15 protein-coding genes and 2 tRNA genes are annotated in these 13,127 nt (G+C 66.6%); 5 read left to right on the forward strand and 12 right to left on the reverse strand.

The features are described 5' to 3' along the window. Nucleotides 1-97: 97 nt before the first annotated feature. Nucleotides 98-517, forward strand: a complete 420-nt coding sequence (locus ACFTS5_RS23405) for a CBS domain-containing protein (protein WP_378634571.1) — start codon at nt 98-100, stop codon at nt 515-517. A 1-nt stretch (nt 518) separates the two neighbouring features. Here the strand turns inward: ACFTS5_RS23405 and ACFTS5_RS23410 are convergent, their stop codons facing one another. From ACFTS5_RS23410 to ACFTS5_RS23420, 3 genes are all read right to left on the reverse strand, one after another. Next, a complete protein-coding gene (locus ACFTS5_RS23410; RefSeq protein ID WP_378634574.1) occupies nt 519-977 on the reverse strand; it encodes a deaminase in 459 nt (152 codons plus the stop codon). Between the two features lie 144 nt (nt 978-1,121). Beyond that, a complete protein-coding gene (locus ACFTS5_RS23415) occupies nt 1,122-1,796 on the reverse strand; it encodes a RibD family protein (RefSeq protein ID WP_378634576.1) in 675 nt (224 codons plus the stop codon). 8 nt (nt 1,797-1,804) lie between these two features. After that, nucleotides 1,805-2,467, reverse strand: coding sequence for an aminodeoxychorismate/anthranilate synthase component II (locus tag ACFTS5_RS23420; RefSeq protein ID WP_378634577.1), 663 nt, complete (start codon nt 2,465-2,467; stop codon nt 1,805-1,807). A gap of 63 nt (nt 2,468-2,530) precedes the next feature. Here ACFTS5_RS23420 and crgA point away from each other — a divergent pair, with 63 nt between their 5' ends. Both crgA and ACFTS5_RS23430 read left to right on the forward strand, forming a co-directional pair. Beyond that, entirely contained in the window at nt 2,531-2,794 is a 264-nt protein-coding gene (gene crgA / locus ACFTS5_RS23425; RefSeq protein WP_378634580.1) for a cell division protein CrgA, read from the forward strand. Between the two features lie 84 nt (nt 2,795-2,878). Beyond that, nucleotides 2,879-3,328: a PH domain-containing protein gene (locus ACFTS5_RS23430; protein ID WP_378634582.1), complete on the forward strand. Its 450-nt coding sequence runs from the start codon at nt 2,879-2,881 to the stop codon at nt 3,326-3,328. A gap of 75 nt (nt 3,329-3,403) precedes the next feature. On the opposite strand, the gene ACFTS5_RS23435 is transcribed toward ACFTS5_RS23430, so the two are convergent. Next, nucleotides 3,404-3,937, reverse strand: a complete 534-nt coding sequence (locus ACFTS5_RS23435; RefSeq protein ID WP_378634585.1) for a peptidylprolyl isomerase — start codon at nt 3,935-3,937, stop codon at nt 3,404-3,406. Nucleotides 3,938-3,989: 52 nt separating this feature from the next. Between ACFTS5_RS23435 and ACFTS5_RS23440 the strand changes: the two genes are divergently transcribed. Continuing rightward, the gene (locus ACFTS5_RS23440; protein ID WP_170112099.1) at nt 3,990-4,139 is read left to right on the forward strand and encodes a hypothetical protein; all 150 of its coding nucleotides are present in this window, start codon (nt 3,990-3,992) and stop codon (nt 4,137-4,139) included. Nucleotides 4,140-4,152: 13 nt separating this feature from the next. On the opposite strand, the gene ACFTS5_RS23445 is transcribed toward ACFTS5_RS23440, so the two are convergent. Continuing rightward, nucleotides 4,153-5,007, reverse strand: a complete 855-nt coding sequence (locus ACFTS5_RS23445; RefSeq protein WP_378634589.1) for an ABC transporter permease — start codon at nt 5,005-5,007, stop codon at nt 4,153-4,155. Then, entirely contained in the window at nt 5,004-6,005 is a 1,002-nt protein-coding gene (locus tag ACFTS5_RS23450) for an ATP-binding cassette domain-containing protein (RefSeq protein WP_378634591.1), read from the reverse strand. The genes ACFTS5_RS23445 and ACFTS5_RS23450 overlap by 4 nt, the downstream gene beginning before the upstream one ends. Before the next feature lie 607 nt (nt 6,006-6,612). On the opposite strand from ACFTS5_RS23450, the gene ACFTS5_RS23455 reads away from it, so the two are divergent. Then, complete coding sequence (locus ACFTS5_RS23455; RefSeq protein ID WP_378634594.1) at nt 6,613-8,196, forward strand: serine hydrolase; 1,584 nt, start codon at nt 6,613-6,615, stop codon at nt 8,194-8,196. A gap of 42 nt (nt 8,197-8,238) precedes the next feature. Here ACFTS5_RS23455 and ACFTS5_RS23460 read toward each other — a convergent pair whose 3' ends face one another. From ACFTS5_RS23460 to gyrA, 6 genes are all read right to left on the reverse strand, one after another. Continuing rightward, nucleotides 8,239-9,138, reverse strand: coding sequence for an acyl-CoA dehydrogenase (locus ACFTS5_RS23460; protein WP_378634596.1), 900 nt, complete (start codon nt 9,136-9,138; stop codon nt 8,239-8,241). 5 nt (nt 9,139-9,143) lie between these two features. Next, nucleotides 9,144-9,216, reverse strand: a tRNA-Ala gene (locus tag ACFTS5_RS23465). Between the two features lie 32 nt (nt 9,217-9,248). Then, nucleotides 9,249-9,356, reverse strand: a complete 108-nt coding sequence (locus ACFTS5_RS23470) for a DLW-39 family protein (RefSeq protein WP_214516728.1) — start codon at nt 9,354-9,356, stop codon at nt 9,249-9,251. A gap of 29 nt (nt 9,357-9,385) precedes the next feature. Next, nucleotides 9,386-9,459 (reverse strand) — tRNA-Ile (locus ACFTS5_RS23475). A 133-nt stretch (nt 9,460-9,592) separates the two neighbouring features. Further along, nucleotides 9,593-10,564: a DUF3566 domain-containing protein gene (locus ACFTS5_RS23480; protein ID WP_378634599.1), complete on the reverse strand. Its 972-nt coding sequence runs from the start codon at nt 10,562-10,564 to the stop codon at nt 9,593-9,595. 42 nt (nt 10,565-10,606) lie between these two features. After that, nucleotides 10,607-13,114 carry a DNA gyrase subunit A gene (gene gyrA / locus ACFTS5_RS23485; RefSeq protein WP_378634601.1) on the reverse strand — a complete coding sequence of 836 codons (2,508 nt, stop codon included), beginning with the start codon at nt 13,112-13,114 and terminating at the stop codon, nt 10,607-10,609. Nucleotides 13,115-13,127 lie beyond the last annotated feature (13 nt).

Below are 13,127 nucleotides of genomic sequence, written 5' to 3' on the forward strand. Positions count from 1 at the left end.
CTCGATTGGATGGCGAACACGTCCGCCGTGTCCGCGCGGGCGCAGAATGAGGCTGCTTTCATCCCATCCAGCGTTGCTGACGAGGAGGTAGCCCCCTATGACGACAGCCAGGGACATCATGAAGCCCGGTGCGCAGTGGATCACCCGTGGTGACACCGTGACGACCGCGGCGACGGCGATGGCCGATCTCGGAGTCGGATCGATCGTCGTCGCCGATGACGACGAGCGCATGTGCGGCATCATCACCGACCGCGACATCGTGGTGAAGTGCGTCGCGCTCGGACTGTCACCTGATCTGACGACAGCGGCGGAACTCTGCGAGTCGACGCCGCGGTGGGTCAGCGCGGACGCCGATGTGGAAGACGTGCTCGACCAGATGGAATCGCACCGGGTGAAGCGGATGCCGGTGATCGAGAACAAGCGCCTGGTCGGGATGATCAGCGAGGCCGATCTGGCGCGGCACCTCGATGACAATCAGCTCGGCGAATTCGTGACCGCCATCTACGGGCGGCCCTGAGCTAACTCAGGTCGAGGTGGGTGTTCATCGACTTGGCTTCCGCGGCCAGGTCGGTGAGCTCCACCACGCGCACGCCATGGGTGCGGAGTTTGTCCACACCCTCGCAGGCGGCGACGAACAGGCTCGGCTCGCGCCAGGCGATCACGACCGTGGGGATGCCGGCGGCCAGGATGCGATCGGTGCACGGCAGCCGGGTCGCGGTGGCGCGGGTGGAGCACGGCTCGAGGGTGCTGTAGATCGTGGCCCTGGTCAGGCGGGGGTCGTCGGGGTCGAGCTTGTTGAGCGCGGACTCCTCGGCATGCACCTTCTCGTCGGTTTCGCGGGAGAAGCCGGTCGAGATCTCCACCCCGTCGGCGACGATCACGGCGCCGACCGAATAGGCCGTCTCGCTGGGCGGACAGTTCCTGGCGAGCTCTATAGCCCTGTGCATGAACCGGTGGTCGGCGTCGTCGTGGCTCATGTCGTTTCCCTGTGGTCGGCGAGTTATCCACAACTCTCGCGTGATGTGGAATCGGTCATGTTCAGGTGTGGAGCAAAGCTGTCCGCGAACTGTGGACAGCTGAATTTTCCCAGGTCGATGCAGTGATTCTGTTCGCGGTATCAGTTAGTTGCGGGGCTGTGGATCGGGGCTGACCAGGTAGTTCAGCACAGCGACATCCCCAAGTTGTTCCACACCCGCCAGGTGCAACCTGCGACCGGCCCCGCCGGGGAACTGCGCCGGTCCGACGAAGCGCGGCGCCGCCGGATCGCCGACCAGGATCGGCGCGATCGCCAGGCGGATCTCGTCGACCAGATCGGCCGCGAGGAAGCCGGTGTGCATGCCGGTACCCCCTTCGACCATCAGCCTGTGGATACCTCGTGCGCCGAGGTCGGCGACGAGGGCCGGGAGCGCGAGTCGCTCGCCGAGGCCGACCACCTCGGCAAGTCCGTCGAGCCGGTCGCCCAGCCTCCTGACGCCCGCATCGGAGGTGTAGACGAGTTTGTCGCCGCCGGTGTGCCAGAAGCGCAGCCCCGGATCGAGATCACCGGACTCGGTGACGGTCACTTTCACCGGGAACTCCGGTTCACCCGCCGCCACCCGAGCGGCCCGGCGCTCGGCGCTGTTCACCAGCAGGCGGGGATTGTCGGTGCGCAGAGTGTGCGCACCGATCAGGATCGCGTCGGACTCCGCGCGGATCTGGTCGACCCGATCGAAGTCCGCGGAGTTCGACAGCAGCAGGCGCTGCGCGCTCGCGTCATCGATATAGCCGTCCAGACTCGCCGCCACCGACAACCGCACCCACGGCCTCACTGCGTGACCAGCGCGGCGACCTCCGCCTCGAGCGCGGAGACGAGTGTCTCGGACGGACGTTCGCCGCAGACCTCGAGCCAGTTGGCGAGCATCCGGTGGCCACCCTGGGTGAGCACGGACTCGGGGTGGAACTGCACGCCGTGGATGGGCAGCGTGCGATGGCGCATCGCCATCACGATGCCGCTCTCGGTGTGGCCGACCACCACCAGCTCCTCGGGAATGGTTTCCGGGAGAACCGTCAGCGAGTGGTAGCGGGTGGCGGTGAACGGGTCGGGCAGGCCGGCCAACACGCCGGACCCGAGATGGAAAACTTCGCTGGTCTTGCCGTGCAGCAGTTCGGGCGCCCGGTCGACGGTGCCGCCGAACGCCTCGCCGATCGCCTGGTGCCCGAGGCACACGCCGAGCAGCGGCTTGTTGTGCCGGGCGGCCGCGTGCACGAGCGGGATGCTCGCGCCCGCGCGGTCGGGGCTGCCCGGCCCGGGGCTCACCAACACGCCGTCGAACGCTCCACCTTCGTTCCCGACGGTGAGGAGGGTGTCCAGATCGTCGAGGCGGGGGTCATCATTGCGCCAGACCACGACGTCGGCACCAAGCTGGCCGAGGTACTGCACCAGGTTGAACACGAAGCTGTCGTAGTTGTCGACGACCAATACACGCATGCGTCGAGGGTACGGGAGTTGAGATAGCCTAGGAGTTACCTGTACTCCGAATTCGAGGACGTCATGCCCAAGTCCAAGGTCCGCAAGAAGGCCGACTACACCCCGAGCCCCGCCAGCCGCACGCCGGTGAAGGTGAAAGCGGGGCCGTCGCCGGTCTGGTACGTCGCGATCATGCTGGGCTTCATGCTCGCAGGCTTGGTGTGGCTGATCGTCTACTACCTGGCCCAGGACCACATCGGCTTCATGCTCGATCTGGGCGCCTGGAACTTCCTGATCGGGTTCGGCCTGATGGTCATCGGCCTGGTCATGACCATGCGATGGCGCTGATCGCAGCGGATTACACCGGTGTTATTCATGCACACCTGTGGATAACCCTGTGCACAACTCGAGGATAGAGGGGCGAACAACCGCGTGAGCGATGCACAACCCGTCTCGTGGTCCACCCCTGTCGCAGGTCTGCTCGCCATCAGCGGTGGCGGAATCCTGCTGGCCGTGCTGGCGATCCTCGCCCAGGACGGCCCGAGCAGGCTGCTCATCGGCATCGCTGCGGCCGCCGTGCTGGCGATGTCCGCGCTCGGTATCCGGCAGCGCCCTCGGCTCACCATGGTTCCCGGCCCCGCGCCGCGCCTGGTGGTCGGCACGCTCACCGGCCCGAAGGACTACCCACTCGACCGGATCGACCGGATCCGGATGGTCTCCTACCGCCGCATCGGCCGCAAATCCTCGATGCTCGAGGTCGATGTGCGCCACGAGGACACCGAGCGATTGCTGATCTTCGGCCGCTGGGACCTCGGCACCAATCCCCACGACGTGTACGACGCTCTGGTCGTCAACGGCTTCGCCTCGGTGACTTCTGACTGACGTTGTTTCACGTGAAGCAAAGAGAGACTCCCCGCCGCGACGGTCCGCGGCGGGGAGTTCTGTGTGTGGCCTTGATCAGTCGATCGTCACAGCCGAGATGATGACCGGCTCGTCGGGGCGATCATTGCGATCGGTCTTCACCGAGGCGATAGCGTCGACGACCTTGCGCGAATCGGGGTCGACCACCTCGCCGAAGATCGAATGCTTGCGATTGAGGTGCGGCTGCGCGCCGACGGTGATGAAGAACTGCGAACCGTTGGTCTCGGTACCCGCGCCCGCATTCGCCATCGCGAGCAGATAGCCGCGGTCGAAGCGCAGATCCGGGTGGAACTCGTCGGCGAACTCGAAGCCCGGCCCACCACGGCCGGTGCCTGTCGGATCGCCGCCCTGGATCATGAACCCCGGAATGATCCGGTGAAAGACGGCGCCGTCGTAGAACGGGCCACTTTCCGTCCCACCGGCGTTGACGGTGGAGTACGGCGCGGTGCCGTCGGCGAGACCGACGAAGTTGCGCACCGTCTTCGGGGCGTGGTTGCCGAAGAGCGCGATCCTGATATCGCCGTGGTTGGTGTGCAGAGTTGCCACGGCCGTCTGGTTGGGTGAGGTCACGCAGTTATGGTGCCACGCGACACGTCGAATCTGTTTGTGCCACAGTGGTCGAATGAAGCTTCGTAATCCGCTGCTCGCGTCGATCGCGCTCGCCGGGGCGGGCGCCCTGGCCTACCTGGCCCGCGCCAAGCGTCCACAACTGCCGGAACCGGCCGCCGAGCCGCCGCGTCTGGGGTATTCCCGCAACGGCTCGGCGCACTAGTTCCGGCTGTTGTTCAGCGGCTGACCGACTTCTTGTACTGGATCTGAGCCAGCGGCACGAAGACGATCAGGATCACCACGATCCACATCAGCGTGGTGGTCACCGGATGCTGCATCGGCCACGCGTCCGAGGGCGGCGCCATCGGGTTGACGTTGCCGAACAGGTCACGCACCGCTTGGGTGAGCGCCGAGACCGGGTTCCATTCGGCGAAGACCCGCAGCGGAGCAGGCATGTTGTCGAGCGGGACGAACGCGTTGGACAGGAACGTCAGCGGGAAGATCACCATGAAGCTGGCGTTGTTGAACACCTCCGGCGCCCGCACGATCAGGCCGACCACGGCCATCATCCACGACAGCGCGTAGGCGAACAGCAGCATCAACGCGTACGCGAGCACCGCGTCGAGGAACGATCCGCGGATCCGCCAGCCGACGACCAGACCGGTCAGCGACATCACCACCAGGCTGACCACGTTGATCACCACATCGCTGATCGTGCGCCCGACCAGCACCGCCGACGGCGCCATCGGCAGCGACCGGAACCGGTCGATGATGCCCTTCTGCATGTCTTCGGCCAGGCCCGCACCGGTGAAGGTGGCGCCGAACACCACGGTCTGGGCGAAGATGCCGGCGATCAGGAACTCCCGGTAGCCACCTTCGAGCCCGGGGATCGAGATCGCCGAGCCGAAGACATAGGCGAACAGCAGCACGAACATGATCGGCGACATCGTCGTGAAGATCAGCACGTCGGGCACGCGCTTGATCTTGATGACGTTGCGTTTGGCGATGGTGATGCTGTCGCTCACCACCATCGACAGTCGTTCGCCGAAGCTGGGAGGGTGCAGCTCGGCCTTGTCGAGTGCGACGGTCATCGGTTCTTTCCTTCCGCGGCGCCCACGGTCTCCGACTCGCGATCACCGTTGACGAGTTCTTCGGCCTCGTGCCCGGTGAGCGTCAGGAAGACGTCGTCGAGCGAGGGTCTACGCAAGGCGACATCGTTGATGTCCACCTTGTGCTCGGTGAGCCTGCCGATGGCGGTGACCAGGTCCTGTGACCCGTCGGCGACCGGCACGATGAGCTTGCGCAGGCCGGGTTCGAGATGGATCTCGCCGTCGGCGAGCCCGCTCAGCACCTGCTGGGCGACGGCGAGCTGGTCGGCGGCGCCGACGGTGAGTTCGATCCGGTCGCCACCGACGAGGGCCTTGAGTTCGTCGGCGGTGCCGCGGGCGATCACCTTGCCGTGGTCGATCACCGCGATCGAATCGGCGAGGCGGTCGGCCTCGTCCATGTACTGGGTGGTGAGCAGCAGGGTGGTGCCGCCGGCGACCAGCTCCTCGATGACGTCCCACAGGTCGAGCCGCGCACGCGGGTCCAGACCCGTGGTCGGCTCGTCGAGGAACAGCACCGGCGGGTTGGCCACCAGGGCGCCTGCCAGGTCGAGGCGCCTGCGCATACCGCCCGAGTAACCCTTCACCGGCCGGTCGGCCGCGTCGCTGAGGCGGAAGCGGTCGAGCAGTTCGCGGGCCCGCTCCTTACTTCGCTGGGTGCCGAGGTGGTAGAGCCTGCCGACCATTTCGAGGTTCTCGAAACCGGTGAGGTATTCGTCGACCGCGGAATACTGGCCGGAGGCGCCGATGCGCGAGCGCAGGGCCTGTGGATTGTCGAGTACGTCGATGCCGGCGACGGTGGCGCTGCCCTCGTCGGGTATCAGCAGCGTGGTGAGAACGCGAACAGTCGTGGTCTTTCCCGCGCCGTTGGGGCCGAGAAGCGCGGTGACGGTACCTTCCGGAACGGACAGGTCGAGTCCGTCGAGGGCGACGAGCTGCCCATACCGTTTGACCAGACCCTCGGCGACGATTGCGTCGGGCATGATTCTCCTGAAGTCGTGGTTGGCGATGCTGTGCCCAGTATTGCCCTACCCACCGACAAGTCGCATCCCAAATTTCCGCGCGACCGCATGTCAGATGTACACATTTGTTCGACATGCCGACGTGTCGCGACACGCGGCGAATCGGACTGATTTTCTGTCTCCCGACACGAACAAGAGCGCCTGTTCGCTGGACGGTCGCCACCCGCGAGACGAGAACATGTTCACCGGCGATTCCCCGTAAAACCTTGTGTACCAGCCAATTCCGATGTCCGTAAGACACCTGACAGGTACCGGGAGCGGGCACCGGCCGATCGCCGCACCCCGGGCCACCGCCGACACCCGCACCGGCACCCGAAAAATCTTGTGAACTCGCCCGGTGCGCGTACACGAATTCCGCGCGTATCGCGTAGGATCGTTCAGGTCGGCCCCTCCCCCCCGGGCCGACCCTACGCGGGCCTCGGCTAACTCCCCCCCTTCGCCGAGGCCCGCTCCCCATTTTCCGGCAAGGTCGCAGCTCGGCAGATCAGCCGAAGCGCACCGCAACGCCGAGCGTCACAGTCCGGCCACGTTCCGGCGATCACCCGGCAACCAGGGTTATCGTCGGCCCATGGTGCCTGGTCGCGGTGCGATCGCCGGGGTCGTCCTCTCGATGACGATCCTCGTTGGTTGTAGCGGATCCACCGACGACACCCACACCACTACGACGACCACCGCCGAACTCCCCCCGAATCAAGTCGCCGGTGTCGCCCTGCCCGCCGACGCGGTCGGCAAAGCCGTCGGGCAGCTCGACGAACTGGTGGGCTCGCTGATGGACTCCAGCCGCATTCCCGGCATGGCCGTCGCCGTGGTCCACGGTGGAAAGACCGTGTACACGAAGGGTTTCGGTGTTCGCCAGGCAGGCGCGCCCGACAAGGTCGACGCCGACACCGTCTTCCAACTCGCCTCGGTGTCGAAGTCGCTCGCCGCGACCGTCGTGGCCAACCAGGTCGGCGCGGACACGATCGAGTGGACGACCCCGGTGGTCGCCCACCTCCCGTCGTTCGCGCTGGCCGATCCCGCCACCACCGCCCAGCTCACCGTCGGCGACCTGTTCGCGCACCGCAGCGGCCTGCCCGATCACGCGGGCGACCGGCTCGAAGACCTCGGCTACGACCAGGCCGCGATCTTCGACAAGCTGCGCCTCGAGCCCCTCGACCCCTTCCGGATCACCTACCACTACACCAACTTCGGGCTCACCGCCGGCGCCGAAGCCGTGGCCGCGGCGGCCGGGAAGGATTGGGCCCAACTGTCGTCGGATGCCCTCTACGCACCACTCGGCATGCGCGACACCAGCTCTCGATTCGACGACTTCCTCGCCCGGCCGAATCACGCGGTGGGACACGTGAACATCGACGGCGACTGGGTGGCCCGCTACGTGCGCGACCCCGACCCCCAGTCCCCCGCCGGCGGCGCGAGCTCCTCGGTGAACGACATGGCCCGCTGGCTCACGATGCTGCTCGGTAACGGCACGGCGGGCGCGACAACCATCGCCCCGCCCGAAGCGCTGCTGCCCGCCGTCACACCCCAGATCGTCTCGGCGCCGCCCACGTCCCCCACCGCGCGGGCGGGCAGCTACGGGTACGGCTTCAACGTGTCGGTCTCCGCGGCCGGGCGCACCACCACCAGTCATTCCGGTGCCTTCGGCCTCGGCGCGGCGACCAACTTCCTGGTGATCCCGTCCGCCGACGTGGCCATCGTCGCACTGACGAACGCCGCGCCGCTCGGCATCCCGGAGACGTTGACCGCCGAATTCGCCGATCTGGTGCAGTTCGGCGAGGTACGCGAGGACTGGCGCGGGCTGTACCGCGACGCGTTCGCCGCCATCGACGATCCGGAAGGCGACCTGTCCGGTGAGCCCGCCCCGGCGAATCCGGCCCCCGCACAGCCACTACCGACTTACGAAGGCACCTACGACAGTGCCTATTGGGGTCCCGCCACGATCGTCGCGACCGACACCGGCTTGCGCCTGACCATCGGCCCCGAGCAGCGGACCTATCAACTCCGGCACTGGGACGGCGACACCTTCGCCTTCGACCTGAGCGGCGAGAACGCCCCGCCCGGCAGCGTCACCTCGGCGCGGTTCGCCGATGGCACACTGACCATCGACTACTTCGACGAGAGCGGTCTCGGCACGTTCACCAGAACGAATTGACACCGCACCAGAACGGATTGACACCGCACCAGAACCGGTCGATCAGGCCAGCGTGCGCCACGCGGTCGCCAGTCGCGCCGCCCGCACCTTGCCCGCGACCCCGAGCAGCGGCGCATCACGCTCCCAGCGCTTCCTGATCTCCGGATCCACCGGCGTCCACAGCGGCTCCAGTTCGGTCCGCAGACCGGCCAGCCGATCGAAGATGCCTCCGAGCGCGATGTGCACACCCGGGGAGCTCTGGTCCTCGGCACCGACCCCACGCACCGCCGCAAACAGCGCCAGCAGCTGTTCTACGGGCTCCGCGGGCCACTGCGCTAGCCGGGCGACCCGGACGAGCTGACCGAGCACAGCGGCCACCACATGCAGGTCCTCAACGGTCCGGAACGGCTTCAGGTAATCGGCGTAGCCGTCACCGGGCAGCAGTTCGCCCGGCGCGGCATCGAAGACGACTTCCGCGTGTGGGATCTCCGGCGCGAACGGCAGCGTGGGCAGCGGCGTCACGGCGGCCGACGCACCGGCGCGGACGAGCACGGCGCGCAGCAGCGGCCTGCCGTCGGGCTGGGTGCCGGAGCGGGCGATCACCAGGAACCGATCGGCGAACGCGCCCAGCGTGGCGAAGGATTTGGTGCCGCTGACGGTGCCGTCCTCGCGCACTGTTGTCGTCATCGTCGACGGTCGCGCACCGGCGCCTTCGGTCGCGCACATCGAGGAGAGCTCGGCGGGATCGAGCGAGGGAACCAGCGCGTGCAGGGCTTCCTGATATCCACCGAGGAAAGCGGGACCTGTTCCCGCGCCGTCGAATCCGGCGATCGCGGCCCGATCGAGCGAACTCGCGAACCCGGCCGTCCTGGTGCGGTGTCGCGCCCAGTCCGCCGCGAAATCAGCCGAAACGGCGTCGGCGGGAGTGCTGGTGAGAAGAAAATCGAATACCGAGGAATTCACAGATGTGGAGCCTAGGGGAATCGAACCCCTAACCCCTGCCTTGCAAAGGCAGTGCTCTGCCAATTGAGCTAAGGCCCCTTACCGGTTATCGACCGGTTGGCAACCCGAAATCAGCGGGTGGTAACCTCGCGCCAGAGGTCTGCGTCGTCGCGCTTGCGGAATTTGTTGACACCGATGAGAACGGCGATCACAACACCGACCATGAGGACAATCTTCATGATTCCCACCCTACTGTGCTGTTCGGGAGTGGGCCTAGGAGGACTTGAACCTCCGACCTCTTCGTTATCAGCGAAGCGCTCTAACCGCCTGAGCTATAGGCCCGAACTCATTTCGATCCCCGCCGGAGCAGTGAACCGCAACGAGAAACGAGGTTACCTTACCTGCCTGCCGATAACCAAAACGGCCGGTCAGACCCAGTTTCCTGGGACCGACCGGCCGTACCGGAAACCGGCTTCTAGTCGGGATCGGCCAGGGTTACCTGGATGCCACCGACGAGATCGCAGCACTGGTTGTAGATGAACACGCCGACCGTGGCCAGCGCGGTGAACAGCACCACGTTGATCAGGCCGATCACACCCGCGTAGCCGAACACCGTGCCCGCGTCGATCAGGCTCGACGAGCTGCCCTCCTGGTTCAGCATCTCGCCCAGCGAGTTGTCCAGGTTGTCCCACACGCCCATGCCCGCCAACACGATGTAGAGCAGGCCGACGGCCAGCATCCACACGAAGAACAGCGCGACACTGATCACCAGGGTGATCTTCAGGGTCGACCACGGGTCGATCCGGCGGATCTGCACGGTCGCGCGTAGTGGCTCACCCGACGCGGCGGCCGCGATAGCCACCGGCACCGCGGGCGAGACGCTGCCCGCCGCGGCTGCCCGCGCGCTCGGCCCCATGTTGTGCTGGGGCTGCGGCGCCATCGGCAGCCCGGGCGGCGCCACCGGCGCCTCGGGTGCCGGGTGGCGCACGTCGGACAGGTCGGGCATGTCCTTGACCAGCTCCGGACGCGCGATGCTGCGGGTCGGCCCGTCGATCCCGACGGACTTCACCATCGCCGCTTCCTTGCGGGCCGCCTTGGCCGCCAGGTCGGCAGTGGTGCGGGCGTTGGACGCCCCACTGCCCTTGAGACCGCCGCCGCCCGGTGCCCCGGACGAAGGCCGCCCCTGACTCGGCGATTCGCCGGGCCGGTACAGGTTCGACTGCGGTTCACGCTGCGGAAGCTGAGCCCACCCGTCCTGGTAGGGCGAGGATTTGCTGCCCTTGCCCTCGAACGAATCGGTCCCGGCCGCACCGGATTCCGGCGCCGCGCCCTCGGCCGGACCGCCCTGGCGTGGGATCGGCCGCGGCGGGATCGGAGACGTGGCGATCCGCTCGGTGACGCCGTTGGTCTGGTTCCGATCGTCGTTCGACTGATTCGGTGTGGTCAATGGAATCCTCAGATCCGTTCGTTGCCGCCGCTATTTGGTGTGTTACTCCGAAGCCACGTCGCCGAGGAGCTGATCGGGATCGGGCTCGTCGGCGTTGCGCGCGATCGCTAGCAAGGTATCGCCATCCGCGAGGTTCATCAATCGCACGCCCTTGGTCTGGCGTCCGGCTTTACGAACCTGCTTGGCTGCGGTGCGGATGACGCCACCACTGGAAGTGATCGCGTACAACTCGTCCTCGTCGTCGACGATGAGCGCACCCACCAGGCTGCCACGCTTCGGATCGTATTGGATTGTCAATACGCCTTTTCCGCCACGTCCCTGCGCGGTGTACTCCTCGATCGCGGTCCGCTTGGCGTACCCGCCGGCCGTCGCGACCAGCAGATATGTCTCCAAACGCACCACATTGAGCGAGAGCAGCTCGTCGTCGGTGTTGAAGCGCATACCCTGCACGCCGGAGGTGGCGCGGCCCATCGGACGCAGCGCCTCATCGGTCGCCGCGAAGCGGATCGACTGACCGTGCGCCGAGACCAGGAGCAGGTCATCGTCGGACGAGCACAGCACCGCACCGACCAATTCGTCGTCATCGCGCAGGTTCACCGCGACGATGCCGCCGGAGCGGTTGGAGTCGAAATCGGTGAGTTTCGACTTCTTCACCAAACCCGCGCGTGTCGCGAGCACGAGGTACGGCGCGTCCTCGTAGGTCTTGAGCTGGATGATCTGGGCGATCTTCTCGTCCGGCTGGAACGCGAGCAGGTTGGCCACGTGCTGACCACGCGCGGTCCGGTTGGCCTCGGGCAGCTCGTACGCCTTGGCCCGGTAGACGCGCCCCTTGTTGGTGAAGAACAGCAGCCAGTCGTGCGTGGACGACACGAAGAAGTGCTTGACGATGTCGTCCTGCTTGAGGCCGGCGCCCATCACGCCCTTGCCGCCACGCTTCTGCGAGCGGTAGAGGTCGGTCTTGGTGCGCTTGGCGTAGCCGGTCTCGGTGATCGTGACCACCACGTCCTCGCGGGCGATCAGGTCCTCGTCGGCGACGTCACCGTCGGCGGCGATGATCCTGGTCCGGCGGTCGTCGCCGTACTTCTCGACGATCTCGGCCAGCTCGTCGCGCACGATCGCGCGCTGACGCTCGGGCTTGTCGAGAATGTCCTTGTAGTCGGCGATCTCGATCTCGATCTTGGCCAGATCGTCGATGATGCGCTGACGCTCGAGGGCCGACAGGCGACGCAGCTGCATGTCGAGGATGGCGGTCGACTGGATCTCGTCGATGTCGAGCAGCTGCATCAGGCCGGTGCGCGCGGTATCGGTGTTGGCCGCGCCGCGGATCAACGCGATGACCTGGTCGAGCATGTCCAGGGCCTTGACCAGGCCGCGCAGGATGTGGGCCCGTTCCTCGGCCTTGCGCAGCAGGTAGCGGGTGCGCCGCACGATGACCTCGAGCTGGTGATTCACGTAGTAGCGAATCATCTGATCCAGCCGCAGCGTGCGCGGGACGCCGTCGACGATCGAGAGCATGTTCGCGCCGAAGCTGGTCTGCAGCTGGGTGTGCTTGTAGAGGTTGTTCAGCACCACCTTGGCCACCGCGTCACGCTTGACCGTGACCACGATGCGCATGCCGACGCGGTCCGAGGACTCGTCGTGGATATCGGAGATACCCGCGATCTTCGCGTCCTTCACCTGCTCGGCGATGGAGTTGACGAAGTTGTCGGTGTTGACCTGGTACGGCAGTTCGGTGATGACGATCGTGGTGCGGCCACGCGCGTCTTCCTCGATCTCCACCACACCGCGCATGCGGATGGAACCGCGGCCGGTGGTGTACGCGTCGTGGATGCCCTGGCTGCCGACGATCAGGCCGTGCGTCGGGAAGTCGGGGCCCTTGACCCGTTCCATGCAGGCGGCGAGGGTGGATTCCTCGTCGGCCTCGTAGTTCTCCAGCGCCCAGTAGATGGCGTCGGCCAGCTCGTTGAGGTTGTGCGGCGGGATGTTGGTGGCCATGCCGACCGCGATGCCGTTGGAGCCGTTCATCAACAGGGCGGGCACGCGCGCGGGCAGCACGGTCGGCTCCTGCGAGCGACCGTCGTAGTTCGGGACGAAATCGACCGTCTCGGAGTCGATATCGCGCAGCATCTCCATCGCGAGCGGCGTCAGGCGGCACTCGGTGTAGCGCATGGCGGCCGCGCCGTCGTTGCCGCGGGAACCGAAGTTGCCCTGGCCGTCGACCAGCGGATAGCGCAGCGACCACGGCTGAGCCATACGCACGAGGGTGTCGTAGATCGACGAGTCGCCGTGCGGGTGGTAGTTACCCATGGTTTCGGCGACGGGGCGCGCGGACTTCACGTAGCCGCGGTCCGGGCGGTAGCCGTTGTCGTACATCGCGTAGAGCACGCGACGGTGCACCGGCTTGAGGCCGTCACGCACGTCGGGCAGCGCACGGCCGACGATCACGCTCATCGCGTAGTCGATGTAGCTGTTCTGCATTTCGGTCTGGATATCGACCGGTTCGGTCCGGTCGCCCGCACCGCCGGACGGGGGCAGCGTGGTCTCAGTCATCAAATCTCCTTCG

The organism is Nocardia sp. NPDC056952, assembly GCF_042674185.1.
GTDB lineage: Bacteria > Actinomycetota > Actinomycetes > Mycobacteriales > Mycobacteriaceae > Nocardia.

What these genes read in the sequence shown, in the direction of transcription:
- crgA (WP_378634580.1), top strand. Translation starts at nt 2,531, where the DNA reads ATGCCCAAGTCCAAGGTCCGCAAGAAGGCCGACTACACCCCGAGCCCC.
- ACFTS5_RS23445 (WP_378634589.1), bottom strand. Translation starts at nt 5,007, where the DNA reads ATGACCGTCGCACTCGACAAGGCCGAGCTGCACCCTCCCAGCTTCGGC.
- ACFTS5_RS23470 (WP_214516728.1), bottom strand. Translation starts at nt 9,356, where the DNA reads ATGAAGATTGTCCTCATGGTCGGTGTTGTGATCGCCGTTCTCATCGGT.
- ACFTS5_RS23420 (WP_378634577.1), bottom strand. Translation starts at nt 2,467, where the DNA reads ATGCGTGTATTGGTCGTCGACAACTACGACAGCTTCGTGTTCAACCTG.
- ACFTS5_RS23410 (WP_378634574.1), bottom strand. Translation starts at nt 977, where the DNA reads ATGAGCCACGACGACGCCGACCACCGGTTCATGCACAGGGCTATAGAG.
- ACFTS5_RS23440 (WP_170112099.1), top strand. Translation starts at nt 3,990, where the DNA reads ATGAAGCTTCGTAATCCGCTGCTCGCGTCGATCGCGCTCGCCGGGGCG.
- ACFTS5_RS23455 (WP_378634594.1), top strand. Translation starts at nt 6,613, where the DNA reads ATGGTGCCTGGTCGCGGTGCGATCGCCGGGGTCGTCCTCTCGATGACG.
- ACFTS5_RS23450 (WP_378634591.1), bottom strand. Translation starts at nt 6,005, where the DNA reads ATGCCCGACGCAATCGTCGCCGAGGGTCTGGTCAAACGGTATGGGCAG.
- ACFTS5_RS23405 (WP_378634571.1), top strand. Translation starts at nt 98, where the DNA reads ATGACGACAGCCAGGGACATCATGAAGCCCGGTGCGCAGTGGATCACC.
- gyrA (WP_378634601.1), bottom strand. Translation starts at nt 13,114, where the DNA reads ATGACTGAGACCACGCTGCCCCCGTCCGGCGGTGCGGGCGACCGGACC.